This window comes from Nocardia uniformis NBRC 13702 (genome assembly GCF_001613345.1).
Classification (GTDB): Bacteria; Actinomycetota; Actinomycetes; order Mycobacteriales; family Mycobacteriaceae; genus Nocardia; species Nocardia uniformis.
In genome coordinates, this window is sequence record NZ_BDCE01000078.1 from 89,875 (window position 1) to 116,331 (window position 26,457).

The following is a 26,457-nucleotide window of genomic DNA, read 5'->3' on the forward strand; positions in this document are numbered from 1 at the left end:
CGGTGAGCCAGGAGATGCTGACGCTGCCGAACTCACGTACCTCCTGGCCACCGCAGGCAATGATCAGCAGCTTCTGGCGGCGGAGCGCGTGGGCGTAGTGGTCATGTCCCCTCCTGACACAACTCGACGCGAAAGCCTTTGCCCTGCAACGGAGTTCGAGCCCTACTGGTGTATCCCCGACTTGGACCCCCACGGAATCGCTCTAGCGGAGAACTTCGGCACCCTGAATCGCCCGACCTCCACCCCTGAAGCAACGCTGTCTAGCCATCGTAGGGATCAGCACCGACATGAAGAAGGGGCGAGATACTTTCGTACACAACGAGGCTCACGTCGACGCCCAGGCCGAGATACTGCCTGAATGAGGCGGACGTCAGAGTGTCAACATCGCTCGGCTCGTTGCCGGTCAGATCATCCGGTCATTCCATCCCCGGACATACTGTCCGGTGGAGGCGCTACCGCTCGTGTGCGACAACGTCAGTCGGATGTATCCAGCCGGTGCGCCCATCCGTATGTGTCAGTGGGTGCTGAGAAACTGTGGTTACCGGAATTCGAAGTCGGACAGTTGCTTACCGCAACCGCGAGTATGAATGGACTGGAGTGACCCGTATCAGCAAGATCGCGCCGGGTGTGGGCGAGCCGCCGCAACCACGCGACGTCGATGAGGACACCACCTGTACCTATCACGTGATCGAAGCCGAGGATGGCGCCAAGCTGGTCCATCTGACCGTGAGCGGCAGAAAATTTATGAAGAGCATGCAATTCGACGCGGATGGAGCAGGCCGACTCGTTGAGATCTTCGGCGATGCCTCCGTGCTCGAGCGGCTGACGCTGTCGTGGGATCGCATTGATGCCGACGGGTTCGAACGGCTGCTGGTGTGTCTCCTTGATCTGTCCGGCGCATATACCGGTATCAATCGGCTGATGCATCTGCACGGTCCTGACGGCGGCCGCGATGTCGAAGCCTTCTTGAAGGTGGGCGATGGTCTGGGTGCGGACAGCCTCGAACGGGTGATCGTGCAAGCCAAGCATTGGCCTCGGCAGGGAGTCAACGCCTCCCAGATCGCAGATTTGGTTCATTCGAAGATGCCTTTGTGGGAGGGCGAGCCGGTGCGACGTCTGATCATCGCAACCAGCGGATCGTTCACACAAGACGGCGTCCGCTGGACCGAAACCCACAACCGCGGACCCTACCGGCCGACAATCGTCCTATGGTCTTCTAGTGAGCTAGAAGGAATGCTACGGCGATGGCCGACCCTCGCAGCGGAGTTCGGGCTGACCACCAGCGCGCCCCCGTAGGGGATTTCAGATACAGGAATTCGAGTGGGTTCCTGCGCCGTGTCAGTTACCGGTCACCAGCTGTTTCCGCTGGTGGAATGCGTGGGCGTAGTGGTCGTGTCCCCCTCCGGACACCAGTGCTAACCACACAGGGGTTAGCGACACAGCGGCGATCCCCCCCGAACACCGGGCGGCCCGAAGCGATACATACGATCGCCGCCACGCGAACGGTCACCCTCGCAGTTCGTCATGGAGCATCCGAGCCACCTTCGCCATTGTCGCTTCGGCACCCACTTGCACCGCCGCGGCCACCTGGGATTCGGTGAGTGCGGCGACTGCCAGCGTTTGCCCGTCCGCATGCTCGACGACTCCGACCTCGTGCCGAAGATTGAGCAGGGTTCCGGTCTTCGATGACCACCGTGTGGCATCGGAACGGAAATCGGGCGCCAGTTGATGTCGAAGCACATTGTCTGCCATCAACTCTCGGACCCTGATCGCAGTCGATGGGTGAATCGTCCGCGGGCGCCAGAGCCCCTGCAATAGGTCGACGAATGCACGTGCCGACCCGGTGTTCGCCTGCCCGATATCGAGCTGCGGCACCGGGTGTCCGCGTCCGGCATTCGAGGCTTCGATGGCGAGTGCGTGGGCGAGATGGATCTGGGTTCGATCGAAGAGTTCGGCCGGTGTCCGCGTGAGCTCGTCCATCAGATGGCGTACCGCGATGCCCTCGTATCCGAGTCGCCGCAGTTCGTCGGCGACCCGCGTCGGCGGCGTGCGGGCGAAGAGCGCGTCGGCGGCGGTCCCGTCGCTGATCGCGACGCTCAGGTACAGCAGGTCGTCGAGGGCGACGGTGGCAGGGTAGCGGAACTTGGTCAGACCGGTCGGGCCCGGAGTGGTGATGCGGCCGGGTTGCACCAGAATCGGTGTGGCGGGGTCGAGTTCACCGCGAGCGACGCGTTCGAGCGTCGCCACCGCCAGCGGTATCTTCACCAGCGACGCGATCGGCATCTCGACCTCGGCGTCGAGTCCCAGTTCCTCACCGCTGTCGAGGTCGCGCACCAGGTAGGCGCCGCGCAGTCCGGCATCCCGCAGTTCTTTCCGCGCATCCTGCAGGGCTTTGGTCATCCCCAACATTCACATCCGCTCTCCGGGGACACGGCCACCCGGGTTCAGTTGTTCGGTAGACCGAGACAGCGCGCGATTGTCGCTGACGGCAGCGACCCGATGCGTTCCGCGTCTTCACGTTGCGCGGCCGCTACAGCGTAACCACGGGACAACTCCAGTTCACCGATCGGCCGCCAGTGCAGACCGAACTCGACAGCCTGACTGTGCGCACACAGCAGCAGATCATCGGTTCCGAGCACCTCAGCGGTAGCGGCGACCAGTGAGGTGCCAATGGCTACCTGGGCGGGTAGAAGTCCGAGGGCATCACGCGTGCGGGTGAGGCGGTCGCGGATATGCGGTACGTCATCCTCGGGCTGAATCCAGACCCGGCGTCGGCGAGAGCGCCGGTCGGCACGGCCGGTCCGGAGGGTCTCCAGATAGAGGGGCCCGAAGTGCGGGCCACTGGAGTCGGCCACCCCTAACGGAACCCGCCACATGCCCTGGTCGGGCGCTACCGCAATGAATGCGGCGCGCACCTCCCCCGTGCGGGCTAGCTCCGCTCGCTCCGTCGGATCGGCCTGGTACAGGTCGAGATTCAGTTGGCAATGGTGCGCATCCGCAACGAACTGCGCGAGCGCCAGTGCGGTGGAGGTGGTCGGCACCGCCACCCGAAAAGGGCGCAATTTGGCGCGTTCTGCCTCCTGTTCCAGTGTCGTGGCGAGCTCGACCAGACGCCTGGCCGGAGGCAACATCTCCTTGCCGAACGCGGTCAAGGTGGCACTGCGTGAGGTTCGCTCGAGCAGCCGGGCCCCGTAATGGCGCTCGAGCGCCGCGATACGGCGGCTGGCAACGGACTGCGGGATACCCACCGCCGCTGCTCCGACCGTGAAACTGCCGTGGCGGCTGACCGCCACGAACGCCTTACACGCGGCCAAGACATCCACAGCGGCCAGTCTATGCCGAATCAGCATCGAAACCCCAATTTCTGACTTGGACAGCATCTATCGCCGGATGCCAGGCTCGGTCCCGTCCGCGACGCCGTTCGACACGGCGGTCGACTCACGAAGGGAAACCATGACGACGACTCTCATCCCTGCCCGATCCCGGCCGTGCCGCACCGCACTCGTTGTGGCAGCCACGGCCCTACCCGCACCGCTCGCCGCCTGCACTCCTGAGCAGGCGGCGAGCGCACGCGCCGCGAACGCCGGACTCACGGCATTGCATCGCGAGGTTCCGCGGTGACCGAGGCATCAGGTTCGGATAGGGCACGCCGTGGTGTCTGCGCCCTCGCCACGAGAATCTCCGCGGTGCTAGTTGTCGGGACCCTCACGCTGACCGGCTGTGGGGTCTTCGAGCAGACGAACGAACGGATAACCTCCGTCGCGAACGCTTTCGCCGACGCCCTCAACAATGACGACCTCGCCGCGGCCGCCGCGGTGACCACCGACCCGACCGCGGCCGCCGCCACGGTCGCCGCCCTCTACGACGGGCTCGGCAAGGATGCGCGGTTCGAGGTGCGCGATGTCGACGACGACGCCCGCACATTCACCCTCGCCGCGACCTGGAAGCTGGGCAGGGACGGCGAGAACGAGTGGACCTACACCACCACCGGGACCGCCGAGAAGACCGGTGACGGATGGCGGATCGGGTGGGATCCGGCGACGGTGGCGCCCGGACTCGATATCGGGCCGCTCACTTACAGCCCGGTCTATCCGAATCCGGCGCGGGTACTCGACAATGCCGGTGGGGAACTCATGTCCCAGCAGGTGGTGACCCTGGTGAATCTGTCTCCCGGGGTGGACACCGCGGCCGTGGCGGCATTGCTGTCCCCGATCGCGCCGACCATTACGGCGCGGTCGCTGCGCACCGACCTCGAGGCCGCGCAAGGTAAGCAGGTCACCGCGATCACTTTGCGTCCGAGCGATCTCGGGCCGATCCAGGACGCGCTGTCGGCGATGCCGAATGTCACTCTGGCACCGCAGACCCGACTACTCACCACCGACAAGGACCTCGCCTCCCCCACCCTGGCCGGGTTGTCGGAGCTGTGGCAGTCCGAGGCCGATGCCGCGGCCGGATGGGCGGTGCGCGCCCAGACCGCCACGGGCACACAGCGTATCGCCGGGCAGGAACCGGTCCCGACCAGCAATATCCGCACGACTTTGGATATGAGACTGCAGCGGGCTGCCGATGCCGCACTCGACCCCATCACCACACCGGCCGCCATCGTCGCCCTGCAGCCATCGACGGGCAATATCGTGGCGATGGCCCAGAATTCGGCGGCCGACGCCCAGGGCCCGATCGCGTTGACCGGGCTGTACCCGCCCGGATCGACCTTCAAGACAGTGACAGTGTCAGCGGCCCTGCAGGCAGGAGCGGTGACCCCGCAGACCATTGTGGCCTGCCCCGCATCGGCGAATATCGAAGGCCGTCGCATCCCCAACGACAACAATTTCGAACTCGGCGAGGTGCCCTTGCACACCGCGTTCGCGCAGTCCTGCAACACCACCATGGGCCGGCTCGCGGTAGCGCTGCCGCCGAACGCGCTCACCGACGCGGCCGCACAACTCGGTATGGGAATCGACTACCTCACCCCGGGCCTGACCACCGTTACCGGTTCGGTCCCCGCCGCCGACACCCCCGCCCTGCGCGTGGAGGGCGGCATCGGGCAGCGCACGGTGACCGCATCACCGTTCGGTATGGCCATGGTCGCCGCCTCCCTGGCCCGCGGCTCCGCACCGAACCCGACCTTGGTCGCCGGAGCGCCCGGCATACCCGACCGCACCCCACCCGCATTGCCCGCCACCGTCGCCGACCAGGTGAGAACCATGATGCGCGAGACGATCACCGCCGGCACCGCCACCCAATTGCGTGATATCCCCGGCTTGCTCGGCAAGACCGGCACCGCCGAATTCATCGATGACACCCACGCGCACGGCTGGTTCGTCGGGATCGACGGCGATCTCGCGTTCGCGGTCTTCATCTCCGACGCCAACAGCTCCGGACCCGCCGTCAACGCGGCCGGACGGATGTTGCGCGCCCGGTAACCATCAGACCCGATCCACCCGCTTGGTAGCTCGGCCCGGTGTCGGTGACAACCTCGCGCCCCCGGGACCGACCGGTTTCCATGGATGTCATGATCGGATGGTGTCGCCGTGCTCGGGCCACCTTCCGAGCGAAACAGTCGAAGGCTCGGCCGGAGTCGACAAACCAACCTCGGATTCGAAGGACAGACCTATGCGACGATGCGGAATTCCCGCAATCGGCACCGCGGCGCTACTGGCCGCACTCATCTGTAGCACCGGAACGGCCGGTGCCACGGCCCCGGGGTCCGGGCATCAGCTCCCGAAACCTGTTGATACCGCGCCCGTTTCCACACTGTCCAGCGACGAAGCCCTCGATCCGTTCCTCGATCGCCCGCTCATCGACCACGTCGTCTGGACCGATGGCGCCGACGGCACCCGACTGATGATCTACCCCACCGCCGCCGGCCGCCAGGACCCCTTCCCACCCGCCGCCGAACGCGCCTGGCAGGAAGTACTACGTCACGCCGACACCGCGGACACCCCCGGCATGCGCGACCAGTTCATCTGCCACTGGGACTGGGCACGTATCGCCATGCCGGACAAACCGAGCTGGAACCTCGAACCCTGGCGACCTGTCGTCGGCTACCCGGCAACCGTCGCCGCTCTGTGCAATCCAGGAGCTCCCGAACACGAACTCTGACCCGTGCACGCTCTCTGCGCGCGTCCCAGTCCGCCTGCTGGTGAATCCGCCACTCCCATTCACCGAGAGTCCCTGTTGACTGCCGCGTACGTCCGGGCGAATGGTTACCCCAGCTTTCGTACACTCGTCAGGGGTTTCCATGTCTTCGTCACAGCACGAAAAAGGCATGCGACTGCGGCGCAGCAGCCGCGATACCGGCACGCTGATCCCGCTTCTCACCCAATGGCTGGCCACGTTGCTGCCGGAGGGGGCCGACCCGCGCGTCACGCTGCGGTCCGGAATCGACAGCAACGGCATGTCGGCGGAGACGCTGGTGCTGGATATGACCTGGACCGAGGCCGGAGGGCGACGGGCCGCCGACTTGATCGGCCGGATGGTGCCGGCGGCGGGTGACTTCCCTGTCCTCGAACACTACGACCTGCGCGAGCAGTTCGACACCATGCGCATCGTGGGTGAAGTGAGCGGCGTCCCGGTCCCTCGGGTCCGGTTCCTCGAGTCGACCGGCGAGGTCCTGGGCACTCCCTTCTTGCTGATGGACCGCATCGACGGCCTGGTGCCGCCCGATGTCATGCCCTACACCTTCGGCGACAACTGGCTCTTCGACGCGACCCCCGAGCAGCAGAACCGGTTGCAGCACAGCACGATCGAGGCCCTCGCCGGACTGCATGCCATTGCGGACGCGGCCGCAACCTTCGACTTCCTCGACCCGCGACAGCCGGGTGCGAGCCCGCTCGAACGAACCCTGAACCGCTCCAGGTCGTGGTATGAGTTCGCGGCCCGCGATACCGGATCGTCACCGCTGGTGGAGCGAATGCTGTGGTGGCTCAGGGCGAACCTTCCGGTCACGTCGCCCGATGAGACCGTGCTGTGCTGGGGTGACGCCCGCATCGGCAACTGTATGTACCGCGACTTCGCGCCGGTCGCTGTACTCGACTGGGAGTTGGCGACGATCGGACCCCGCGAACTCGACCTGGCCTGGATGGTGTTCGGGCACCGCGTCTTTCAGACGATCGCCAGCACCTTCGGCCTGCCCGGGATGCCGGGTTTCCTGCGCGAGGAGGACGTGACGGCCGCCTATACCGAATGCTCCGGGGCGCGGGTCGGCGACCTGACCTGGTACACGGTCTTCGCGGCCCTCAACTACGCCATCGTCTTCCTGCGCGCGGGCGGACGCCAGATCCACTTCGGCGAGATGGAGCGCCCCGATGACATCGAGACTCTCCTGCATCACCGGTCGCTCGTCGAAGAAATGCTCACCGAAATCGGCGCTTGATACCCGGCGTCACCGTCCATCGCCCCGAAACCGAAAACCCTGTGGGGAGCACACTCTCGTGACCGAACAATTGAATGAACTGGCCTACTACGCCATCAGCCGACACCCGGCCGACGCCCGCGTCCTTGTCCCGGAGGCGCGCGACGCCGAGGCGATGGGACTGGGCTCGTGCATGATCGGTGAGCGCATGACCGTCAAGGACACCGCAGTCCTCTCCGGTGGCGTCGCCGGATGCACCACCGAGCTGGGCATCGCGGCGGCGGCGACCCATCATCACACCCGACATCCGATGGTCACGGCGACCATCGGCTCGACAATGCACGCCATGACCGAGGGCCGCTACGCTATGGCTTTCGCGCGCGGCGTGAAGGCGAACTGGCAGGCGATCGGCCTGCCGGTGGTCACCGAGGCCCGACTCCGCGACTTCGTCGGCATTCTGCGGCGACTGTGGGACGGCGAGACCATCCTCAACCACGAGGGGCCCGCCGGGTCCTGGCCGGTGCTGTATCACCAGAACGGTCTCGAGGACTCGCCGCCGATCGGCTTCGTGGCCGTCGGCCCCAAAACCCTGGAGCTGGCCGGCGAGATCGGGGACTTCGCCATACTGCACACCTTCTTCTCCGAGGAGGCCACCGTGAATTCCATTGCGGCGGTGCGTCGTGGCGCCGAACGAGCCGGTAAGGACCCCGACAGCGTCCGGATCTGGTCGTGCCTGGCGACCGCGAGCGACGCCCTCTCCGAGGAGGACCGGCTGCGCCGTCGCGCGGGCCGCCTGCTCACCTACCTGCAGGCCTACGCCGACCCGCTCATCGACGCCAACGGCTGGGACCGCCGGGCATGGGACCGGCTCCGTACCTCGCAGCTGTTTCGCGACGCCGCGTCGGCCGGCCCCATCGACGCCTCGGCGTCCGTCGAAACCCTGGAAAAGCTCGACGCCCTCATCCCGGACGAATGGCTCACCTCGGCCGCGTACGGCACCCCGAAGCAGTGTGCCGAGAAGATCTCCCGCGAACTCGAACTCGGCTGCGACTCGGTGATCATGCACGGCGCCAGCCCGCACGAGCTGAAATCGGTCGTGGCCGCCTACCGAGAGAACCGGCCCACGCTGCGCCGCCAGGTGGCAGCGAATCCGGGAAAGTTCTTGTGAGATAAAGGACAGCAGATCCCCGCGACGATGCCGGTCGCTCGATCGAGGCCATCTACCGCGCGTCGATCACCTGACGCGGTCGCGACCGGAGCGTCGTCGTGAGCGCCTGGGTCTCCGACGCCAGTTCCGTTCCATCGAAACGGGGTTGCGCATCCGCGCGGTGTGGTCGCGCGCCGAGGGAGACCCCGAGGCGGCATTGGCGCGCGCGGTCGAGGTGGAGCGGGATGTCCGCCACTGAGGTCGGATACCTTGGCCGCCCGAGAATCGCTCGCACTGCACCCTTCGACCACGCCACCGCGCACCGGTGCCGCTCCGCTTGCGGTCATCAGCGAACGAGCACGGGCGCTCCGCCTCGGCCAGGCGTTGCGCGATGGCGAAACCGCCTATGCCGGAGTGGTATTCAGTGAATATCGGTGGTGGATGGATGCCTTTGCGTGCCACGGCACGGAGAGGCGGCCGGTGAGGTCAAACCTGGAGGGGTACCTGGTAGATATTGTCGGCGGGGTGTCCCGCGCGCGTGTGGTTTGAGACTTCCCACTATCCTCCCTGGTCCGCCGCACCGCCATGGCCTTCGTCGATGCCGTCGGCACGCCGACCGCGAAGGGGGATCCGACGTCGTGGTCGGCGTTGAGATCACCTGGGAACAACTCGACGAGGGCATCGACTGAGTTCCGTGCTCGATGGTCGCCAGACCCGATCACCGCGGTCCGGCTTCGACGCGGAGGACGAACCGGAAACCATCCCACGCATTGCGCGCCGTCGAACTCCTAGCAAAGCGGTCGTCCTAGCTGCTCTCGCCATCGCGGATGATCTGGCCGATGGTCGCTACCGCGCGCAGGAGAGCCAGTTGGCGCTGGGCGATCGTGTGCAGGCGGTCGTCGAGTGCCGCGAGCGAGTGACTCACATCCCGCAGCTCACGGATCGCCGTCAGGGTCCGCTGGATGTCGGTGATGCCGTAACCGGCCGCCCGCAGGGCTGTTGTGATGCGCGCGTGGTGGATCGCTGCGGGTTGGTAGCGGCGGGCCGAGCCGGATCGGGTCGGAACCCGGTCGGGCGTGATGAGCCCGGCCTGCTCCCAGAAGCGCAGCGTCGAGGCTCGGAGCCCGAGCGCCCTGGACAGCTCGGTAATCGTCATCGCGTCCGCCGCGACGGGCGCGGTGTCGGTGGCGGCCTCCGCGCTGATGGCGTGTAAGGCCACGCGGGCGGCGAGCGCCTGTTCGCGTTCCTGGTTCAGGCGCGCGGGAAGGTCGCACACCAGAGCCGCGGCGTCGGTCAGCGGCAGCGAGCGGATCGCGCGCAGCACATGCCTGGCTTCGACCGGCCCCACCGCGTAGGCGAGATCGCGGTAGGCGTGCAGGTCACGGACGTGGTCGGGGGCGAACTGCCGGTAGCCGTTGCTCGCTCGGATCGCCGCGGCGAGGACCCCGAGCCGCTCCAGGTCACGGACCTGCTGGACCGAATAGCCGGTGGCCTCCGCGACCATCGTGACCGTCAGCACTGCCGCCGGCTCCTCGATCATCACCGAACCCTCCATAAGCACTTCAAGTTCATGCTTGAACCATGAGTATGGACCAGATTCTGACAGCGATCCGCCACGCGGACGGGGTACTCGAGCTCGCGCCCGCCCCGGGCGACCCATTTCCGGAGCTCGCCTGGGGCGACCACTTCTTCTACTACGCACCCGACGGCCAAGTGCCCCAACGAGAGCAGCCGTACGCCACCATCGTGACGAAGAACTATCCCGACGACGCTTCCGGTGACCTCGACCCGCCCGGCCGCTGGCGGCTGAACATCCATGTCGGCAGGCGCGTCTTCACCGAACTGCTCGGCACCGATCCACGCGAGAATCCGGCGACAGCGGTGGATTTCACCGCCGTCGATGTGGTGCTCCCGCATCCGCTGTATCGCCGACAGGGCTGGATTTCGATCATCAACCCGGATGCGCGAACGACCGCCCTGGCCGTCGATCTCCTGCGTGCGGCGCACGACGATGCCCGGCGACGCGTAACCCGTCGGACGTCCACCGGTAGCTAGCGCGGTGGCGACCGCCGCCGAAAGACGAACTGGCGGTTGCGGACAACACACCGGTCCCCCTCGTTGAGGTGTGCCCAGTGCATGGCCCGCCACTTCACCCATCGCTGCCCGATGCTCGGGACGGAGTGCGTCCGCGGATAACGCCCGGCCCGAAAACTGCTGTCGTGCAACATGACCGGCGGTCGCGGTCAAGGTCGAGCGGCCGCGGCGGTGTGGTGGGGTGTGATTCAGTGGTCGGGCTGCAGGTCAACATTCCGAAGCAGCCGGAGCCTGCTCTGGCCGACGGCGGTGTCGATTTTTCATGCGGTAAGGTCTCTCGAAATCTGAGGTTACTCCTCCGCTTTCGACTGTTTTCGATCTACCAGCCATACCGTTCGGTAGCTGGAGAGAGGACGTCGGGGGGAGCTGTTCGCATGCAAGCGGGCCGCGAAGGTGCTGTACACGGGCCCGGAAATCAGCGCTATCCGGTTACGTCTAGGAGAACCCTTTCGTGTCGGTATACCTCTATCGGTGGGGCAGATTCGCCTTCCGCCGCAAGTGGATCGTTCTGCCCGTGTGGTTCGTGCTCCTCGGAGTGCTCGGCTTTGCCAGTAGCTCGCTGAGTCAACCGATGAGCGACGAGTTCAGCATGCCGTCGCTGCCGTCGGAACGCGCCACCGAAATCCTGGACAAACAGTTCCCCGGCATGTCCGATCAGTTCGGTATCGACGCCGTCACCGGTACCTACGTCATCAAGGCGCCCGCGGGTACGAAGCTGACCGATAAGAACAACCGCGCCGCCATCGACGCGCTGATCACCGATCTGAAGGCGCTGTCGGTCGACGACGGCACGCCGAAGCTCGTCACCGACAAGGACGCTGCGGCACTGAGGAATCCGGTCGACGCGACCGAGGCGATGGGCTGCCTGACCGACGCCGACCCGGCCGTGTGCGCGGGTGCGCCGCTGAATGTCCTGAACGAGAACGCCCCGGCCACCGTCGCCGTGCTCACGGTGCCGTTCGACATCGCCTCATCGACGGATATCGGCGACGCGGAGCGCCGTGCCGCCTACGACGTGGCCGACACCGCACGCGAGCGGGGATTGACCGTCGAAATCGGCGGCGCCATCCAGCAGGTGCAGGAGCAGCCCAGCGGCCAGGCCGAGATGATCGGGATGGGCGTGGCACTGGTCGTGATGGTGATCGCCTTCGGCGCCCTCGTGGCCGCCTTCGTGCCGATCATTACGGCCCTCGTCGGCCTGGGTGCGGCCATATTGGTGATCTCACTGGGCACCTCGATCATCGAGGTCCCGAGCTTCACGACCTTCCTGGCGTCGATGATCGGGATCGCGCTGTCCATCGACTACGCACTGTTCATCGTCTCCCGCTACAAGCACGAACTGCAGGTCACCGACAGGCCCGAAGAAGCCGCGGGCATTGCCGTCGGCACCGCCGGATCCGCGGTGGTGTTCGCCGGACTCACCGTCATTGTCGCCCTGGGGGCGCTGAGCGTCGTCGGGGTGAACTTCCTGACCTTCATGGGCCTGGGTGGCGCTATCGCGGCGTTCTTCGCCGTGCTCACCGCCATCACCCTGATGCCCGCCCTGCTCGGCGCCTTCGGCGGCATCCTGTTCAAGCCGAAGATGCCACTGGTCGCCGAGCACGACCCCGACGACGACACCTCCGTCACCAATGGCATGCGGGTGGCCCGCCTGATCGGTAAGAGACCATGGGCCGCACTGGTCATCGCCGTGGCCGCACTGGCCGCACTGGCCAGTCCGGCACTCGGCCTGCAGTTGGGGTTGCCGGGTGAGGACAGCTTCCCTACCGACTCCACGGTCCGGCAGGCCTACGACATCAGGACCGAGGGCTTCGGCGAAGGCAGCAACGGCATCCTGACCGTGGCCGCCGATCTGGCGAACGTGCCGGAGGGTGAGCGCGAAACCGCGGTCACCGCGCTGCGCGACCGGCTGGCCGAGTTCCCGGAGATGGATTACGTCACCATGCCGCGGTTCAGTGCGAACGGGCTCGGCGTCATGCTCAACGGTGTCCCGAGATCGGGGCCGAACAACCAGGACACCAAGGATCTGGTGCGCGACGCCCGCGCCGCCGAAGGCGAACTGATCGAGCGCTACGGTATCGAGTACGGCATTACCGGCACCACCGCCATCTACGCCGATATGGACCACGTCCTGCTCGGCAAGATCGTCCCGTATCTAGCGATCGTGGCGGCTGCGGCCTTCGTCCTGTTGATCCTGGTGTTCCGGTCCATTCTGGTCCCGCTCACCGCGGCCCTGGGCTTCCTGCTCTCCATGGCGGCCACCTTCGGTGCCACCGTGCTGATCTTCCAGGAAGGCACCTTCGGCCTGATCGCCGATCCGCAGCCGATCATCAGCTTCCTGCCGATCATGTTGATCGGCTTGGTATTCGGTCTCGCCATGGACTACCAGGTGTTCCTGGTGACGCGCATGCGCGAGGAATACGTGCAGGGCAAGTCGGCGAGGGACGCCATGATCTCCGGTTACCACCATGGTGCCCGCGTGGTCACCTCGGCGGCGATCATCATGATCTCGGTGTTCGGCTCCTTCCTGCTGGAATCCGATGCCACCGCCAAGTCCATGGGCTTCGCACTGGCCGCCGGTGTCGCCATCGACGCCTTCGTGGTGCGCATGGTGCTGGTCCCGGCCCTGCTGGTGATCATGGGTAGGTGGTCCTGGTGGATGCCGAGGTGGCTCGACCGCATGCTGCCCGATATCGACGTCGAGGGCACGAAGCTGCGAGAACTGCGGCAGCCGCAGTCCGATCAAGGCGCACTTGGTGTCCCCGACTCGGACACGAACGGCAGTGGGGCGCAACGGTTGCCAGGTGTGACGACCGAACGGGTCGTCGCCTCGGTGCGCGGTCGGACGATCGGTGGCTGTATCCGCCGCGCGGACGGGCACCCGGTGCCGGACGCGGTGCTGACACTGATCGATTCTCGTGGACATCAGGTTTCGCGTGCCACCGGCGACGGTGGCGGCACCTACCTCCTCGAGTCGCCCGCGCCGGGAAGCTATGTCCTGATCGTCGCGGCGAACGGGCATCAACCGGCCGCGGTGAACGTCACCGCCGTGGCCGACGGCGCGCTACACGTCGACGTCACCCTGCCAGGGTCCGGCGAGTTGTCGGGTGTGGTGCGCACGGCCGCGCACGAGCCGGTGGCAGGTGCCACGGTCACCGTGACCGACCTGCGTGGTGAGGTGGTCGGCGCCGCCGTGACGGCCGCGGACGGCGCCTACGCCTGTCCGGGTGTGCCGGCGGGCACCTACACGTTCGTGGCGGTCGCCGCCCGAATGCGGCCTACCGCGACGACACTGACCGTGCCGGACAGCGGCCGCCTACGTTTCGACGTCGAGCTGGCGCCGATGGCGGTGTTGTCGGGAACGGTGCGGGCCGACGGCCAGGCGGTGTGCGACGCCAGGGTCACCGTGCTCGACTGGTCCGGTGCGACCGTCGGCACCGCCCGTACCGACGAGGACGGCCGCTACACGGTGGCCGACCTGCCCGAGGGCGAGTACACCGTCGTGGCCCGCGGTTATCCGCTGGTGACCGGCCAGGTGACCATTACCGGCAGCGAAGTAGCCCACGATGTACGGCTGGGTTTCGGTGCCGACGAACACGCGGAGCTGTTATGAGCGAAAGCCGCTGCTCCCGCAACGGCTTTCGTCGTTTCCGGTGCGCCACCACAGTGGCGCTTTCGCCGCTACCCCCCTGCCGCGGCGCGTTCCAGCGTGGCGAGGTCGATCTTCTTCATCGACTCCAACGCCTTGTTGACGCGGTCGGCGCGGGCCGGGTCGGCGGGGTCGGCCAACTCGTAGTAGCGCTTCGGGGTGATCTGCCAGCTCACGCCGTACTTGTCCTTGAGCCAGCCGCACGGGCCCTCCTGACCACCGTCGGCGCTGAGCGCGTTCCAATAGTGGTCGACTTCGGCCTGGTCTTCGCAGTCGATCATCAACGAGATCGCCTCGTTGAACGACCAATCCATCTTGCCGCCATTGAGGGCGGTGATCTTCTGCCCATTGACCTCGAAGTCCACCACCATGGTCTGGCCCGCCTTACCGGGGAAGGCTTCACCGTAGGGCACCACGGAATTGATCTTCGAATTCTTGAAGATCGAGGTGTAGTAGCGCGCCGCCTCCTCGCCCTCGTCGTCGAACCAGAGACAGATTCCCAATCCACTCATCGCAATCTTTTCCTCACTCTTGTGTGGGTGTTGCCATCAGTTGAGACGGTCACGGAACCGGAAACTCATCGGTGGAGTCGATGCTCGTAGGCGAAGGCGGCTGCCGCGGTGCGCGAGGTGACGGCTATCTTGACGAAGATATTCGACAGGTGCCGCGCCACTGTCTTTTCGCTCAGCACCAGCGCGGCCGCGATCTCCGGATTGCTGTGCCCGGCCGCCACCAGTCGCAGCACCTCCAGCTCGCGAGCGGTCAGCCCGCAGGGCGCGGACGGGCGCAAGAGTTCGGCCGCAGCCTGTTCGGCCGAGGCGGCGCCGAGTTCGGCGAAGACGCGGTGGGCGGCGGTCAGTTCGGAGCAGGCGGATTCCTCGTCGCCGAGCGCGCGCACCGCGCGGCCGATCGCGACCCGACACCGCGCCGTCTCGTACGGTGCGCCGAGTTCGGACCAGGTGCGTGCCGCGCGGCGCAACTCGGCGATGGCGGTGCCGTAGTCGGCCCGAGCCAGTGCGACGCAGCCACTGGCGTGGCCGGCCATCGCCCGCAGCGCGGTGCAGCCGAAATCCGCACCGATCCGGGTCAGTTCCCCGCTCAGGCCGGCCGCTTCCTCGGATTCGCCTGCAGCGAGCAAGATCTCGATCGCCGCGGGCAACATTCGGGATCGGTGCACGGGATCGCTCGCCTCGGAGACCAGGCGTCGTGCGGCACCGAGCGCCGCCGCGGTTCGGTCACGAGCCAGCCAGAGCAGCGCCAGTCCCGGCTGCGGTTCGTGGCCATACGCCAGGGCGTCGTGATAGGCGTGGTCGGCTGCGTCGTAAGCGCCGCGAATGCGTAATACATCCCCACGTTCGGCCATCGCCAAGCCCGCGGCCGCTGTTGTCTGCGCCGCGGTGTATCGGCGTACCGCGAGCCCGAACTCTTCCAGTGCCGCGTCATAGGCGCCGTGCATCCGCATCAGCTGCCCGCGATGTACGGCACATTGACCGGTGAACATCACCAGGCCCGGTTGATCAGCACACCAGGTTGTCAGTGCCATCGTCCATTGCTCGGCCCGGCCGAAGTCGGAGATCTCCTGGCATCCCTCGATCATCGTGCAATAGACATGGCCGACGAATACCGGCGACACTTCGCCGGTAGCGATGCAGACCATCGCCTCGTCCATGAGCGCCAGCCCCTCCCGAACGTGCCCGGAGTACAGCGCCAACCGGCCTTGGGAGGACAGTCCCGTTGCGGTCAGGTCGGGTTCGCCGAAGTTCCGTCCGTATTCGGTGATCTCGTCGGCGTATCGGGCGGCAGCGGCGAACTCGCCCGCGAAAACATGGTGGAGCATCACCGCGAGCAGGACATATCCGCGTTCGACCGCATCGCCCGGTACCTCCTCGAGCAGCCGCCGCGCGCGGGCCACCCACCCACTGCCGACAGCGGACTCACCGTTGGTCACCAGGGTCCGCGCTAGCCAGGATGCGCTGCGGATCGCCGCCAGCCGGTCGCCCGCATCCAGATGCAGCTGGTAGGCGCGCTGCTGCGCCAGGATGCTGTCGTTGGTACGACCGGTCAGATAGGCGGCCGTCGCCAGTCGCTCGAAATCGGCGCCATCGAGTGCGTCATTGTCGAGATCGGACAGCGTGGCGAACGCGGCCAGCCACTCCCGCCGCTCGTAGGCCTTCCGAGCCGATACCAAGCTGTCGACGACACCCATCGCATATCACCTGGTAGGGAGGATACGCGCTGGACATCACGGTGTGGGTGCGCAGCGGTCGGTGTCAGGCCGCCGCTTCGCGCGTTCCGGTCCGATCCTGCGCTCGCGCGGCGATCCGGCGCGCGACGTACGCCGTGTCCCGGCCCACTCCGGGGAACACCATCGAGGAGAACGCGTACTGGAAACTCAGGCCGCAGAAGAACAGCCCGGGTGCCGCGTCGACCACGCCGCGGTACTCCCGCGGCCAGCCATCGTCGCCGATCACCGGCAACTCGATCCAGTCGAATACGTGTCGGAAGCCCGTGGCCCAGACGACATTTCGCACATCCAGTACGGTGCCGTCGTCCATTTCCGGCAGCCCGTCGCGTACCCCGGCCACGCGCCCGGTCAGCCGCCGCACACCGCGCTCGGCCAGATCCGCGCGCTTGACGCGCAGCATCGGCCCGCCATGGAATCGCACCGCCCGCATCTCTTTTCGCCCCATCGGCGTGCGACGGGTGATGATATGGCGCCACAGGAACACCAGTACCGGTAGCGCCAGCTTGATCCGGCGGGAGTCCCAGCGCAGTGGAATCTCACCGCAATCGCGCCCGCACAGGATGGTCGGCCGAGTGGTCGCCAGCTCGTAGGCGATATCGGTCCCCGAGTGCGAGGCGCCGACCACCAGCGCTGGTCCCTCCTGCAGTTGGCTCGGCCGGTGGTATTCGCTGGAATGTAGTTGGGTGAGCCCCGGGTCCAGCTCCGCGGCGAATTCCGGTCGGGACGGTGTACGGCCGAAGGGGCCGGTCGCGACCACCACATTGTCGCAAGTGATCGTGTCCCCGCCGATGTGCGCGATATAGCCGCCGCCGGGTCGGGCCATCAGCCGGTCGACACCGGTACTCATGCGGACCGGAAGATCGTGCTGCAGCGCGTACCGCTCCAGGTAGTCGGCCACTTCGTCTTTGCCGGGATAGCTCCACCGGTCGGCCGCCGGGAATGCCATCCCGGGCAGCCCCGTGTACTTGGCCGGGGTGTAGAGCCGCAACGAGTCGTAATGCCTGCGCCAGTTGTCCCCGATCCGTTTACCACGGTCGACGATCAGAAACGGCCGCCCGAGCCGCCGCAGCTGGTAGCCGGTGGACAACCCTGCCTGCCCGGCCCCGACAATAAGTGTCTCGATGTACTGCGTGGTCATTCCGGCCTCCTATTAGTGCTGGTGAGGCCTCTGACGCTAGGAGTGACGCGCGCGATCGCGCATCGGGCGATCTACCCATCCCCGGCTCGACCGGCATGGGTAGACCCACGCACATCAGGCGGGTGGGGTCGAACCGTCGAGGTGCGGCCACGGTATCCATCACGGGGGCAAAGGATCTGTGGACCGACAGCAGTCGCTGCGGCATCGGCCGCAGCAGCAATGAAGGAGCGGATCACCTTTCGGACCGGTGGGCTCGCGGTCGCGGGGTGTTCGATAGCCGAACCTTCGGCGAAAGCGAGGGAACACCACGGCAGTTGGAGGATCCACTGGGTAAGGCTTCCGACATCGGTGCGGCGGTATCGGCGCTGCGGGTCGACGAGCGGCTCGCGGGGACGTCGGTGGTCGCCTTGGGAGTGTGTGCCGGCGCCGGTTACATGGCGCGGGCAGTCGCCGACGACCCGCGGATTCGGGCCTTCGCCGGGGTTGCCGGGGTCTACCCCGACGCCGCGGCCGCTACCGCGGACCCCGCCGTGCGCGAGCGAGGCCGTCGCGCCCGGGAACGCCGCCTGGCCACCGGTGTCGTCGAGACGATCCCGGCGGTAGCGGCGGACAACGCAGACGTGGCGATGCCGCTGCGCGAAGCACCGTGGGGTCCGACAAATCCGAACTGTGGCTGGACTCTGCCGGCCAAATCGACTTCTACGACGACCCGCAGGTGATCGAGCCCGCCGCCGACGCCGCGGCTGCCCTGTTCAGGGCAGCGGTGGGATAGCGGTCGGCATCCGACGAGTTACCGGATCTGGTCGCGGCTCAGCGGTTGGTCAGCACCGCCTTTCGGGCGGTGACCTCGCGAACGGACCGGGCGTTGTAGAAGTCTACGAAATGCCGGTCTCAGCCCACAGCCCTCTTCATGGCTTCCACCCCTAGCTGACTGCCCTCGATTGGAGGTGTACTCCTCACACACGTTGCAATACAGCAAGGGATGAGTGCCGTGGAGTTCCTCCGACCCGATACATGGGCGGAAGCACTGGACGCAAAGGCCCAGCATCCGTATCCGAGAAGGAGTGACCATGACCGCGCACACCCGAGAAGCGAGCATTCAGGAGCTCGAGCGGGCCTGGATGGATGAGGCGATCAGGGTGGCCACCGAGAATGTGCACAATGGCGGCGGTCCGTTCGGCGCGCTGATCGTCAAGGATGGCGAGATTGTCGCGACCGGACACAACCAGGTCACCTCGACCTTGGATCCGACGGCACACGGCGAGGTCAACGCCATGCGTGCCGCCTGTCAGCAGCTGGACACGTTCTCCCTCGAGGGCTGCGTCCTGATCACCTCGTGTGAGCCGTGCCCGATGTGCCTGTCGTCGGCACTGTGGGCACGCGTCGACCGGATCATCTTCGCCGCCGATCGCGACGACGCCGCGCTGGCCGGTTTCGACGACCGCAAGTTCTACGACCTGTTCGAGAAGAAGCCCGAATCGATGTGGCCGACCAGCATCGAACGGCTGGATATGCCGAACCGGATGGCGCCGTTCGACGCGTGGCTGGCCAAGTCGGACCGTATCGACTACTGAGAACCCGGTCCCTCGGGACTCGCCGAATCGGAGCTCTCCCCGCAGTCAGCGGGAGAGCTCCATTTCATGTCGCGCCGCTGCGGACGTTGGTCCGGCTGGCACGGGGCGCACCGCCCCGATCGCTGTTCCGGATGGAGTTGGCGGCCGCGTCGGTATCGGCGGTGGCCTATTACGGGGACGGAAATACCTCCGTGCGATTACTGAACGATACGTCGCACCTGCGGTGAGCTCGGACCGGTTCGCGTCATAATTCGCAACGACGTGTTTACCGCGAGAAACATTGCGGCCAAATCCCTTTGTACGATGAGCCGATACGGCAGGCGGAGCGGGCTGGGTTTGTCGGAGATTCCTCCAGACTGTTCCTGGCCTCCGCACGTCAGCTTGACCGATGAACCCGTGGCAACGTAATTTCGAACACACCGACCCGTGAGCAGCTGAGAGGAGGCGAAATCGGATGTCGACCATCTCCGACCTGCGTCGCCTCGCTCACCGGACTGCCTGGGTTCCGGGTCGGGTAGCGCACGGCTGCTGAGCGGCCCTTCCGGCGTGCCCGATCGCGGCCCCGGCACCTTTCGATCTCTGTCACCGCCTGCGGCACGTCATCGCGTGCCAATTCGCGCTCCGGGTTCTCGGGCTGCGCCACCGAAATAGAAAGCTTCTGAAATGGCGACTAGGATTATCAGATCGACCGCGCACCGAAATGAGGATGTGCCATGGTAGCGGCGCGAATTACGGTTAATGGGAAGGTCACCCCGATTTCCCCGGCCGCACCCCATACTTCTGTCCTGGATTTCCTGCGGGAGCGCGGCTTCACCGGGAGCAAGGAAGGCTGCGCCGAGGGTGAATGCGGCGCCTGTTCGATCATGGTGGCCCGCCCGGGCGTGAACCAGCCCACCGACTGGGTCGCGACCAACGCCTGCCTGGTCCCGGTCGCCGCCCTCGACGGCCAGGAGATCGTCACCGCCGAAGGACTCGGCACCCTCGACGGCTCGGGCACACCCACCGCCCTGCACCCGGTGCAGCGGGAGATGGCTGTTCGCGGTGGCTCGCAATGCGGTTACTGCACACCCGGATTCATTTGCAGTATGGCGTCGGAGTACTACCGTCCCGACCGCTGCGCGGGCGCCGATTCGGCGGACACGGCTGCGGATCCGGTCGCCGCCGAACCGCACACGCACGATGCCGAACACGGCCCCAATGGCTTCGACCTGCATTCGCTGAGCGGAAACCTGTGCCGCTGCACCGGCTACCGCCCGATCCGCGACGCGGCCTTCGCGCTCGGTGCGCCCAGTGCCGACGATCCGTTCGCGCAGCGCCGCGAGCAGGCCGCCCCCGCACCGGTCGCCACCGAATACACCCGGGACGGCCGCACCTTCCAGCGACCGGAGACCCTCGCCGACGCGGTGCGGCTGATGCGCGAGCGCCCCGACGCGGTACTCGTCGCCGGCGCCACCGACTGGGGCGTGGAAGTGAATATCCGGGCCCAGCGCGCGGATTACGCCATCGGAATCGATCGCCTCCCGGAATTGCGCGAGCTGCGCGTGGCATCCGATCACATCGAAATCGGCGCGGCCGTACCGCTCACCGAGATCGAACGACGCCTCGACGGCAGCGTGCCCCTGCTCGCACAGCTGTTCCCGCAGTTCGCCTCCCGGCTCATCCGCAATACCGCCACCCTGGGCGGCAACCTGGGTACCGGCTCCCCCATCGGTGACAGCCCGCCCGCGCTGCTCGCGCTCGGTGCGTCGGTGCTGCTCGCCTCGGTCGACTGTGAGCGCGAGATCGACCTGGCCGACTACTTCACCGGATACCGGCAGAGCGTGCGCCGACCCGACGAGCTGATCCGTGCCGTGCGCATCCCGCTGCCGCTGGCACCGGTAACGGCCTTCCACAAGATCGCCAAGCGCCGGTTCGACGATATCTCCAGTGTCGCGGTCGCTTTCGCGCTGGACCTCGAGGACGGGAAGGTGCGCTCGGCGCGCATCGGCCTGGGTGGCGTGGCCGCCACCCCGATCCGCGCCCGCGATACCGAGGCCGCACTCGTGGGCCTGCCCTGGTCCCCCGAAACCGTCGAGGCCGCCGCCCGGGTGCTGCGGTCCGAGGGCACCCCGATGAGCGATCACCGTGCCAGTGCCGACTACCGATCCGCGATGCTCGGCCAGAGCCTGCTGAAGCTGTACGCGCAAACCACCGAGGCGGTGCTGTCATGAGCTCCCTGTCCGAGCGCCCAGCGCGCCCTGTGGTCGGCCTGCCGCTGCCGCACGAAAGTGCGTCGCTGCACGTCACAGGTACCGCGCTCTACACCGACGACCTGGTGTACCGCACCAAGGACGTGCTGCACGCCTTCCCCGTGCAGGTGATGAAGGCCTGCGGCCGGATCACCGCCGTGCGCACCGAGAACGCGCTCGCCGTACCCGGTGTGGTGCGCGTGCTCACCATCGCCGACGTGCCCGGCGTCAATGACGCCGGTATGAAGCACGACGAGCCGCTGTTCCCGGAAGAGGTCATGTTCTACGGCCACGCGGTCGCCTGGGTGCTGGGCGACACCCTGGAGGCGGCCCGGCTGGGCGCGGCGGCCGTCGAGGTGGATCTCGAGGAGCGGCCCGCGATCGTCTCGGTGCGCGAAGCGATCGACGCCGAGAGTTTCCACGGCGCGCGGCCCACCATGATTCGCGGCGATATCGAGGCGGGCTTCGCCAATTCGGCGCACGTGTTCACCGGCGAATTCGAGTTCAAGGGCCAGGAGCACTTCTACCTGGAGACCCACTGCGCGCTGGCGCAGGTCGACGAGTCCGGGCAGCTGTTCATTCAGAGCAGCACCCAGCACCCGTCCGAGACCCAGGAAATCGTCGCGCACGTCCTGGGCCTGCACAGCCACGAGGTGACCGTGCAGTGTCTGCGCATGGGTGGCGGTTTCGGCGGTAAGGAGATGCAGCCGCACGGGTTCGCGGCCGTCGCCGCACTCGGCGCGAAGCTGACCGGTCGCCCGGTTCGGTTGCGGCTCAACCGCACTCAGGATCTGACCATGTCCGGTAAGCGGCACGGTTTCCACGCGGGCTGGCGCATCGGCTTCGACGCCGACGGTCGTATCCAGGCCCTGGACGCCACCCTGACCGCGGACGGCGGCTGGAGCCTGGACCTGTCCGAACCGGTGCTGGCCCGCGCGCTGTGCCATATCGACAACACCTACTGGATTCCCAACGCGCATGTCGCCGGTCGCATCGCCAAGTCGAATACGGTCTCCAACACCGCTTTCCGTGGCTTCGGTGGTCCACAGGGCATGCTGGTCATCGAGGACATCCTGGGTCGGTGCGCGCCACTGCTGGGGCTGGATCCGGCCGATCTGCGCGAGCGCAACTTCTACCAGCCGGGCCAGTCCACGCCGTACGGGCAGCCGGTCGGCCAGACCGACCGGATCGGCCGGATCTGGCACGAGGTCCAAGACAGCGCCGACTGGGACGAGCGGCAGCGTGAGATCGCGGCGTTCAATGCCGAGCACCCGAACACCAAGCGCGCCTTGGCCATCACCAATATCAAGTTCGGCATCTCGTTCAACCTGACCGCCTTCAACCAGGGCGGCTCGCTGGTGCTGATCTACAAGGACGGTTCGGTCCTGATCAACCACGGCGGCACCGAGATGGGCCAGGGCCTGCACACCAAGATGATGCAGGTCGCCGCGACCACCCTCGGCATCCCGCTGCACAAGGTGCGCTTGGCTCCGACGCGAACCGACAAGGTGCCCAACACCTCTGCCACCGCCGCGAGCGCGGGCGCCGACCTCAATGGTGGCGCCATCAAGAACGCCTGCGAGCAGTTGCGGACGCGCCTGGTACAGGTCGCCGCGTCCCAGATGGGCGCGAACGCCTCGGATGTGCGCATTGTCGAGGGGGTGGCCCGGGTCCTGGGCAGCGAGCAGGAGCTGGACTGGGACACCCTCGTGCGCACCGCCTACATGCAGCGGGTTCAGTTGTCTGCCTCCGGTTTCTACCGGACCGAGGGTCTGCACTGGGATGCGAAGGTTTTCCAGGGCTCACCGTTCAAGTACTTCTCCTACGGCGCCGCCGCCACCGAGGTGGAGGTGGACGGGTTCACCGGCGCCTACCGGATTCGACGCGTGGATATCGTGCACGATGTCGGCGACAGCCTCTCCCCGCTGATCGATATCGGCCAGGTCGAGGGCGGATTCGTGCAGGGCGCGGGCTGGCTGACCCTGGAGGATCTGCGCTGGGATACCAGCGAGGGCCCGAACCGGGGCCGGTTGCTGACCCAGGCCGCCAGCACCTACAAGCTGCCGAGCTTCTCGGAGATGCCCGAGGAATTCAATGTCACGCTGATGGAGAACGCCACCGAAGAGGGCGCGGTCTACGGATCCAAGGCAGTGGGCGAACCGCCACTGATGCTGGCGTTCTCGGTGCGTGAGGCACTGCGCCAAGCCGCCGCGGCGTTCGGGCCGAGCGGTATCAGTGTCGAGCTGGCTTCGCCCGCGACGCCGGAGGCGGTGTACTGGGCGATCGAGTCCGTCCGCCGGGGTGATATCTCCGGAAACGGTCACGTCCGCGCCGGTTCGGCCGTCAACGCCGACGGCAACGGGAGCGGCGTGCCCGTGGGCAATGGCAAATCCCGTTCCGACGCAAGCGCTTTGAGCAGTGCCTGACATGACCTGGGTGGCCGCGGTCGCGCGGTTGCGAGCACGCCGGGAATCCGGCGTGCTGGTGACCGTCGCGACCGTGCGCGGCCACGCGCCCCGCAAGGCCGGGGCCAAACTCGTGGTGGGACAGACCGAGGCGTGGGGTTCGGTCGGTGGCGGCAATATCGAGGCCGTCGCGATCGATCGGGCCCGTGAACTGATCGGTTCGGCCGACGCGGAGCCGGAACTGATGGAGTTCGCGCTCAATGACAAGGTCACCAACCAGCACGGCGTGCAGTGCTGCGGTGGGGTGGTCACCGTCCTGCTCGAACCGCTGCCGGTACTGCCCGCGGTGGCGATCTTCGGCGTCGGGCACGTCGGGCTGGAGTTGGCCCGCATCCTGGCCCGCCACAACCTCGATCTGCACCTGATCGATACCCGTCCCGAGCAGCTCACCGACAACCGGCTCGCTGTGCTCGCGGACGCGGTGGCCGATATCCAGGTGCATCGCACCCTGCTGCTCCCGGAAGAGGTGCTCGCGGAGCTACCGTCGGGCACCCACGTGCTGATCATGACCCACGATCACGCCGAGGACGCCGCCCTGTGCGATACCGCTTTGCGTACCGTCGATCTCGGCTCGATCGGTTTGATCGGCTCCTCCGCCAAGTGGGCGCGTTTCCGCCAGCGCTTGGCCACCGAGGGTGGCCACGACGCCGCCACCATCGACCGGATCAAGACCCCGATCGGACTGACCGAGATCACCGGCAAGGAGCCCGCCACCATCGCGGTGAGCGTCGCGGCGGATCTGCTGCGGACGTTCGAACAGGTCCGCCGCTGATCGCTGCTATCGGAGTCCTGAGGAGGGCTCCAGGTAGGCGACGATGGCATTGATCAGACCACGCCGGGCCTCGTCGAGATCGGCGTAGGTGCCCAGTTGTTGCTCGGAGACGAGTCCGCGCACCGCGCCGGGAATGAGGGTCGCCATTTCGCGCACCCGGACCGGATCGATATCCAGATCGGCGAACGCTTGCTGACAGGCGTTGTACCACAGCGGTTTCCACGAGGCGAGCTCTGCGGCCGTGCGTGGGTAGAGTCGTTCCAACTCGGCATGGTCGCGAGGTAGCGCGGCTCGCAGCGTTTCGATGGCGCGGGAATCGGTTTCGCTCAGCCCGGTGTACAGCAGCTCGATAATGCCGGTGACGCGCTCGCGCAGCGAGGCCGCCGGGTCGATTCGCACCGGCAGGTCACCGCGGCGTTCGGCCGTGCGGTGCAGCACCGCGGCCCACAGTCCGTCGATATCGCCGAACTGATACTTCACCACCCCCCAGGTCGCACCGATCTCCTTGGCGATGCGGTTGCCCGACGCCGCGCTCGGATCGCCCGTCGCCAGCGCGACCAGGGCCGCCTCGAGCATGTTCTCGCGGGTGGCGATGCCTCGCTTATTGCTGCGCCTGCCTGTCGTACCCGCATCGGTCATTTCTCGGATCCTAGCCATCGCATCCTCCTCGAATCCCTTGGGGCTGGAGCTTTTCCAGTTTGACAGAACCCTCTTGCAAAATATCTTCGCGGTCTCTACCGTGGGATTCGTCCACCCAGTACGGATGACAGGACCGCCGCGATGGCAAAACCTCCCCTATCGATGAAGCCGACGGGCTGGTTCCAGGTCGCGTGGGCGGCCGAGGTCGGCGTCGGCGCCGTCCACCGGTTGAAGTACTTCGGGCGCGAGATGATCGCGTGGCGATCGGCGGACGGGCAGGTCGCCGTCATGGACGCCTACTGCGAACATCTCGGGGCGCACCTGGGTTTCGGCGGTCATGTCGAAGGCGATCGCATCGTGTGCCCGTTCCATGGTTGGGAGTGGAATCGGGAGGGCCGCAATGTCCGCGTTCCGTACGAGACGCATCCCAATAAGGGCAGGCGCATACGCGGCTACCCGGTCGTGGAGCGCAACGAGTCGATCTGGATCTGGCACGATGTCGACGGTCGGCCGCCGCACTTCGAGGTTCCCGATGTCTTCACCGGATTCGACGATGAGATGAGTGCCGCCGACTACTACCCGGCCTACCCCGCGTCCACGATCTACCGGCCGCAACTGGAATTACACCCGCAGTACATCATGGAGAACGGGGTGGACTTCGCGCATTTCAAGTACGTCCACAAGGTCCCGATCACCCCGACATTCACCCGCCAGGACTTCGACAACCCCGTGTCCTACGTGGATTTCACGATCGCCTTCGACGACAGCGCCGCCGCCGCCGACATCAATAGCGGTGTCCAGGCCATCAATGCCGGACTCGGGGTGGCGGTCACCAAGAGCTGGGGCATGATCGACAACCGCACGCTCTCGGCGGTCACACCTGTCGATGAGGAAACCTCCGACGTGCGCTTCTCGGTGTGGATCGGTCGTCCGCCCGGGGAGGATCACCCCAGGGCCGCCGCCCGGGCACAGCAGGTGGCACGGGCCGTTATCGAGCAGTTCGAAGCCGATATCCACATCTGGGCTCACCAGCGCTACTCCGACCCACCCGGGCTGTCGCAGAAGGAATTTCAGGGATTCAAGGCGCTGCGGCACTGGGCCGCCCAGTTCTATCCAGCACCGACACCGCAGTGACGGAAGGCCATAATCCGA

20 protein-coding genes and 1 pseudogene are annotated in these 26,457 nt (G+C 66.6%); 14 read left to right on the forward strand and 7 right to left on the reverse strand.

Features of this window, described 5'->3' with window-relative positions:
• The first annotated feature begins 597 nt into the window (after nt 1-597).
• Complete coding sequence (locus tag NU1_RS30515) at nt 598-1,296, forward strand: restriction endonuclease (protein WP_067526915.1); 699 nt, start codon at nt 598-600, stop codon at nt 1,294-1,296.
• A 210-nt stretch (nt 1,297-1,506) separates the two neighbouring features.
• On the opposite strand, the gene NU1_RS30520 is transcribed toward NU1_RS30515, so the two are convergent.
• Nucleotides 1,507-2,400, reverse strand: coding sequence for a serine hydrolase (locus tag NU1_RS30520; protein WP_084521945.1), 894 nt, complete (start codon nt 2,398-2,400; stop codon nt 1,507-1,509).
• 44 nt (nt 2,401-2,444) lie between these two features.
• Nucleotides 2,445-3,323, reverse strand: a complete 879-nt coding sequence (locus tag NU1_RS30525; RefSeq protein WP_067526916.1) for a LysR family transcriptional regulator — start codon at nt 3,321-3,323, stop codon at nt 2,445-2,447.
• Nucleotides 3,324-3,686: 363 nt separating this feature from the next.
• Here NU1_RS30525 and NU1_RS30530 point away from each other — a divergent pair, with 363 nt between their 5' ends.
• From NU1_RS30530 to NU1_RS30545, 4 genes are all read left to right on the forward strand, one after another.
• Complete coding sequence (locus NU1_RS30530) at nt 3,687-5,423, forward strand: penicillin-binding transpeptidase domain-containing protein (protein ID WP_245720387.1); 1,737 nt, start codon at nt 3,687-3,689, stop codon at nt 5,421-5,423.
• Between the two features lie 190 nt (nt 5,424-5,613).
• The gene (locus tag NU1_RS30535; protein WP_067526917.1) at nt 5,614-6,102 is read left to right on the forward strand and encodes a DUF2599 domain-containing protein; all 489 of its coding nucleotides are present in this window, start codon (nt 5,614-5,616) and stop codon (nt 6,100-6,102) included.
• A gap of 139 nt (nt 6,103-6,241) precedes the next feature.
• Nucleotides 6,242-7,375 (forward strand): phosphotransferase family protein, encoded by a 1,134-nt coding sequence (locus tag NU1_RS30540; protein WP_067526918.1) that lies wholly within the window; start codon nt 6,242-6,244, stop codon nt 7,373-7,375.
• 58 nt (nt 7,376-7,433) lie between these two features.
• Nucleotides 7,434-8,522, forward strand: coding sequence for a TIGR03857 family LLM class F420-dependent oxidoreductase (locus tag NU1_RS30545; protein ID WP_067526919.1), 1,089 nt, complete (start codon nt 7,434-7,436; stop codon nt 8,520-8,522).
• Nucleotides 8,523-9,306: 784 nt separating this feature from the next.
• Here NU1_RS30545 and NU1_RS30555 read toward each other — a convergent pair.
• Complete coding sequence (locus tag NU1_RS30555) at nt 9,307-10,041, reverse strand: MerR family transcriptional regulator (RefSeq protein ID WP_067526971.1); 735 nt, start codon at nt 10,039-10,041, stop codon at nt 9,307-9,309.
• 41 nt (nt 10,042-10,082) lie between these two features.
• Here NU1_RS30555 and NU1_RS30560 point away from each other — a divergent pair, with 41 nt between their 5' ends.
• The 3 genes and pseudogenes from NU1_RS30560 to NU1_RS44395 all read left to right on the forward strand — a co-directional run bounded on the left by NU1_RS30560 (nt 10,083) and on the right by NU1_RS44395 (nt 14,208).
• The gene (locus NU1_RS30560) at nt 10,083-10,556 is read left to right on the forward strand and encodes a DUF6194 family protein (protein ID WP_067526921.1); all 474 of its coding nucleotides are present in this window, start codon (nt 10,083-10,085) and stop codon (nt 10,554-10,556) included.
• 490 nt (nt 10,557-11,046) lie between these two features.
• Nucleotides 11,047-13,338: pseudogene (locus tag NU1_RS30565) on the forward strand (MMPL family transporter); the annotation flags it as partial.
• Between the two features lie 90 nt (nt 13,339-13,428).
• Nucleotides 13,429-14,208, forward strand: coding sequence for an MSCRAMM family protein (locus NU1_RS44395; RefSeq protein WP_281221281.1), 780 nt, complete (start codon nt 13,429-13,431; stop codon nt 14,206-14,208).
• A 68-nt stretch (nt 14,209-14,276) separates the two neighbouring features.
• Here NU1_RS44395 and NU1_RS30570 read toward each other — a convergent pair whose 3' ends face one another.
• The 3 genes from NU1_RS30570 to NU1_RS30580 form a co-directional block, all read right to left on the reverse strand.
• A complete protein-coding gene (locus tag NU1_RS30570; protein ID WP_067526923.1) occupies nt 14,277-14,756 on the reverse strand; it encodes a VOC family protein in 480 nt (159 codons plus the stop codon).
• A 65-nt stretch (nt 14,757-14,821) separates the two neighbouring features.
• The gene (locus NU1_RS30575) at nt 14,822-16,450 is read right to left on the reverse strand and encodes a LuxR family transcriptional regulator (protein ID WP_067526924.1); all 1,629 of its coding nucleotides are present in this window, start codon (nt 16,448-16,450) and stop codon (nt 14,822-14,824) included.
• 64 nt (nt 16,451-16,514) lie between these two features.
• Complete coding sequence (locus NU1_RS30580) at nt 16,515-17,627, reverse strand: flavin-containing monooxygenase (protein ID WP_067526925.1); 1,113 nt, start codon at nt 17,625-17,627, stop codon at nt 16,515-16,517.
• A gap of 266 nt (nt 17,628-17,893) precedes the next feature.
• Between NU1_RS30580 and NU1_RS30585 the strand changes: the two genes are divergently transcribed.
• The 5 genes from NU1_RS30585 (at nt 17,894) to xdhC (ending at nt 24,666) form a co-directional block, all read left to right on the forward strand.
• Nucleotides 17,894-18,346 carry an alpha/beta hydrolase gene (locus NU1_RS30585; protein WP_067526926.1) on the forward strand — a complete coding sequence of 151 codons (453 nt, stop codon included), beginning with the start codon at nt 17,894-17,896 and terminating at the stop codon, nt 18,344-18,346.
• A gap of 351 nt (nt 18,347-18,697) precedes the next feature.
• The gene (locus NU1_RS30590; RefSeq protein WP_067526972.1) at nt 18,698-19,201 is read left to right on the forward strand and encodes a nucleoside deaminase; all 504 of its coding nucleotides are present in this window, start codon (nt 18,698-18,700) and stop codon (nt 19,199-19,201) included.
• A gap of 713 nt (nt 19,202-19,914) precedes the next feature.
• A complete protein-coding gene (locus NU1_RS30595; RefSeq protein WP_067526927.1) occupies nt 19,915-21,411 on the forward strand; it encodes a xanthine dehydrogenase small subunit in 1,497 nt (498 codons plus the stop codon).
• A complete protein-coding gene (gene xdhB / locus NU1_RS30600) occupies nt 21,408-23,855 on the forward strand; it encodes a xanthine dehydrogenase molybdopterin binding subunit (protein WP_067526928.1) in 2,448 nt (815 codons plus the stop codon). The genes NU1_RS30595 and xdhB overlap by 4 nt, the downstream gene beginning before the upstream one ends.
• Before the next feature lies 1 nt (nt 23,856).
• On the forward strand, nt 23,857-24,666 hold the full coding sequence (gene xdhC, locus NU1_RS30605) for a xanthine dehydrogenase accessory protein XdhC (protein WP_157553256.1): 810 nt from the start codon (nt 23,857-23,859) through the stop codon (nt 24,664-24,666).
• Nucleotides 24,667-24,672: 6 nt separating this feature from the next.
• Here xdhC and NU1_RS30610 read toward each other — a convergent pair whose 3' ends face one another.
• Nucleotides 24,673-25,305 carry a TetR/AcrR family transcriptional regulator gene (locus tag NU1_RS30610; protein WP_067526930.1) on the reverse strand — a complete coding sequence of 211 codons (633 nt, stop codon included), beginning with the start codon at nt 25,303-25,305 and terminating at the stop codon, nt 24,673-24,675.
• A gap of 141 nt (nt 25,306-25,446) precedes the next feature.
• Between NU1_RS30610 and NU1_RS30615 the strand changes: the two genes are divergently transcribed.
• Nucleotides 25,447-26,439 (forward strand): Rieske 2Fe-2S domain-containing protein, encoded by a 993-nt coding sequence (locus tag NU1_RS30615; RefSeq protein ID WP_067526931.1) that lies wholly within the window; start codon nt 25,447-25,449, stop codon nt 26,437-26,439.
• The last annotated feature ends 18 nt before the right edge of the window (nt 26,440-26,457 follow it).

Coding starts and splice junctions, on each gene's coding strand:
- NU1_RS30535 (WP_067526917.1), top strand. CDS start 5,614: ATGCGACGATGCGGAATTCCCGCAATCGGCACCGCGGCGCTACTGGCC.
- NU1_RS30610 (WP_067526930.1), bottom strand. CDS start 25,305: ATGACCGATGCGGGTACGACAGGCAGGCGCAGCAATAAGCGAGGCATC.
- NU1_RS30615 (WP_067526931.1), top strand. CDS start 25,447: ATGGCAAAACCTCCCCTATCGATGAAGCCGACGGGCTGGTTCCAGGTC.
- xdhB (WP_067526928.1), top strand. CDS start 21,408: ATGAGCTCCCTGTCCGAGCGCCCAGCGCGCCCTGTGGTCGGCCTGCCG.
- xdhC (WP_157553256.1), top strand. CDS start 23,857: ATGACCTGGGTGGCCGCGGTCGCGCGGTTGCGAGCACGCCGGGAATCC.
- NU1_RS30570 (WP_067526923.1), bottom strand. CDS start 14,756: ATGAGTGGATTGGGAATCTGTCTCTGGTTCGACGACGAGGGCGAGGAG.
- NU1_RS30520 (WP_084521945.1), bottom strand. CDS start 2,400: ATGACCAAAGCCCTGCAGGATGCGCGGAAAGAACTGCGGGATGCCGGA.
- NU1_RS30595 (WP_067526927.1), top strand. CDS start 19,915: ATGGTAGCGGCGCGAATTACGGTTAATGGGAAGGTCACCCCGATTTCC.
- NU1_RS30590 (WP_067526972.1), top strand. CDS start 18,698: ATGACCGCGCACACCCGAGAAGCGAGCATTCAGGAGCTCGAGCGGGCC.
- NU1_RS30575 (WP_067526924.1), bottom strand. CDS start 16,450: ATGGGTGTCGTCGACAGCTTGGTATCGGCTCGGAAGGCCTACGAGCGG.
- NU1_RS30540 (WP_067526918.1), top strand. CDS start 6,242: ATGTCTTCGTCACAGCACGAAAAAGGCATGCGACTGCGGCGCAGCAGC.
- NU1_RS30580 (WP_067526925.1), bottom strand. CDS start 17,627: ATGACCACGCAGTACATCGAGACACTTATTGTCGGGGCCGGGCAGGCA.
- NU1_RS30555 (WP_067526971.1), bottom strand. CDS start 10,041: ATGATCGAGGAGCCGGCGGCAGTGCTGACGGTCACGATGGTCGCGGAG.
- NU1_RS30560 (WP_067526921.1), top strand. CDS start 10,083: ATGAGTATGGACCAGATTCTGACAGCGATCCGCCACGCGGACGGGGTA.